Origin of the sequence: Saccharomonospora iraqiensis subsp. paurometabolica YIM 90007, from assembly GCF_000231035.2 — a bacterium.
GTDB classification, from domain to species: Bacteria; Actinomycetota; Actinomycetes; order Mycobacteriales; family Pseudonocardiaceae; genus Saccharomonospora; species Saccharomonospora paurometabolica.
Genome location: NZ_KI912231.1, coordinates 1 through 1,973, shown reverse-complemented (window position 1 = coordinate 1,973; position 1,973 = coordinate 1). Strand labels below are relative to the sequence as shown.

The window sequence follows — 1,973 nt, the reverse complement described above, 5'->3', positions numbered from 1 at the left end:
CCCGGCTGGCCGCCGAGGGCACCAACCCGGTGGACGAGCCGCACGCCACCGCCGACTACCGCCGCCACCTGGCCCGTGTCCTCACCGGCCGGGCCCTCACCCGCGCCCGCTCCTGACCCGCCGCCGTCCGGGGTGGCCGTGCGGGGCACATTCCTTGCGTGTGACGCAGGAAATGTGCCCCGCACGGCACCGGGGCGGGGAACCGCTCAGGAGGCGGCCGGTTCCGCGGTCCGGTCGCCGAGGTCGGGGAGTGCGGTGAGGTGGCCGCGGGTGTGCAGCAGCGACAGGATCTCCGCGGCCGCGGCCCGGGCGGAGAGTCCACGGGTGTCCAGCCGCAGGTCCGGCGCGTCGGGTTCCTCGTACACGTCGTCCACACCGGTGAGGCCGTGGATCTCCCCCGCCGCGTGCCGGGCGTAGAGGCCCTTCGGGTCACGGCGGGCGCACTCCGCCAGCGGGGTGGACACGAACACCTCGACGAAGGCGGTGCCGTGCCGCCGGTGGTGGCCGCGCACCGCCTCCCGGGTGTGCGCGTACGGCGCGATCACCGGCACCAGGGTCAGCACCCGGTGTCGGGACAGCAGCTCGGCGACGTACCCGACCCGCCTGCCCTGCTCGTCCCGGTCGGCGGCGGAGAATCCGAGGTCGCGGGAGAGCGTGCGCCGCACCTCGTCACCGTCGAGGACCTCGACCTCGGCCACCTCCCGCACCGCCTCGGCGACCGCCCCGGCCACGGTGGACTTCCCCGCACCCGACAGTCCGGTCAACCAGACCGTCACGCCACGGGTCAGGACCTCGGCCGGTGTGGGTCGCATCGTTCCTCCTCGGTGCGGCGGGGCTGCGGTGCTTCGACGCCGCGCATCGTCCCACGACCGGGGAACGCACCGGCGGTGAGGTGGAGACGCTACGATCACGCACCCATGAGCCCCGCGACGCACCGTGTGTACCTTCATGTCGGCCTGCCCAAGACCGGGACGACCTCGCTGCAGGAGCTGATGTGGCACCACCGGGAGTCGCTGGCGGAACGGGGGCTGCTGTACCCGGGTGAGGATCCGATCGCCCAGCACCGCGCCGTGATGGACGTCCACGCGGACCGGTACCGGCAGTGGGACGAACCCGGGGTCGCGGGATCCTGGGACCAACTGGTCGAACGGCTCCGGACCTGGCACGGCGACGCGGTGTTCTCCACGGAACTGCTCGCGCCCGCGAGCCCGCACGAGGCCGCGCGGGTGCGCGACGCGCTCCACTTCGCCGAGCTGCACGTGGTGTGCACCGCCCGCGACTTCTCCCGGCAGGTGCCGTCCGTGTGGCAGGAGAACGTCAAGACCCGGCACACCACCGGATACGCCGAGTTCCTCGACGCGGTGCGGGTGCCGGAACTGAACGACGTCAGCAGGCTCTTCTGGGACTACCAGGACCTGCCCCGGGTGCTGCGCACGTGGGCGGGAACCCTGCCGCCCGAGCGCGTCCACGTGGTGACCGTGCCCCGGGGCGCGTCGACGGGGACACTGTGGGACCGCTTCGCGTCGGTGCTCGGGGTGGACACCACCGGACTGCACACCGGGATCGGGTTGCACAATTTCTCGCTCGGCACCGGCGAGACCGAACTGCTCCGCAGGCTCAACGAGCGGGTCGTGCACGAGCTCGACTGGCCGCGCTACTCCGGCTTCGTCAAGGAGCACCTCGTCGAGCGGATCCTGGCACACCGGGACGGCGGCGCCCGTCCGGTGCTGCCGCCGGAGGCGCACGACTGGGCCCACGACACCGCGCTGCGGTTCGTCCGGGAGATCGCCGACGCCGGATACCGGGTGGTGGGCGATCCGGACGAGTTGATCCCGTCCCCGCCCGCGGACACCGGGACCGGCCCGTCCCCCGTGCCGGGCAGCCCCGACGGCCGGGTCGACGAGGCGGAACTGCTCGACATCGCGCTCGACGCGCTGGCCGGACTCGCCCGGGAGACGCCGCCGGCACCGGAG

At 73.6% G+C, this 1,973-nt stretch carries 2 protein-coding genes and 1 pseudogene; 2 read left to right on the top strand and 1 reads right to left on the bottom strand.

All coding sequences use genetic code 11. The features are described 5' to 3' along the window. A pseudogene (locus SACPADRAFT_RS31445) lies at positions 1–116 on the top strand (xanthine dehydrogenase family protein subunit M); the annotation flags it as partial. Positions 117–206: 90 nt separating this feature from the next. Here the strand turns inward: SACPADRAFT_RS31445 and cysC are convergent. Next, positions 207–812 carry an adenylyl-sulfate kinase gene (cysC, locus tag SACPADRAFT_RS0210405; protein ID WP_007027438.1) on the bottom strand — a complete coding sequence of 202 codons (606 nt, stop codon included), beginning with the start codon at positions 810–812 and terminating at the stop codon, positions 207–209. A 105-nt stretch (positions 813–917) separates the two neighbouring features. Here cysC and SACPADRAFT_RS0210400 point away from each other — a divergent pair. Continuing rightward, on the top strand, positions 918–1,973 hold a 1,056-nt coding region (locus SACPADRAFT_RS0210400), incomplete at its 3' end, for a hypothetical protein (protein ID WP_007027437.1).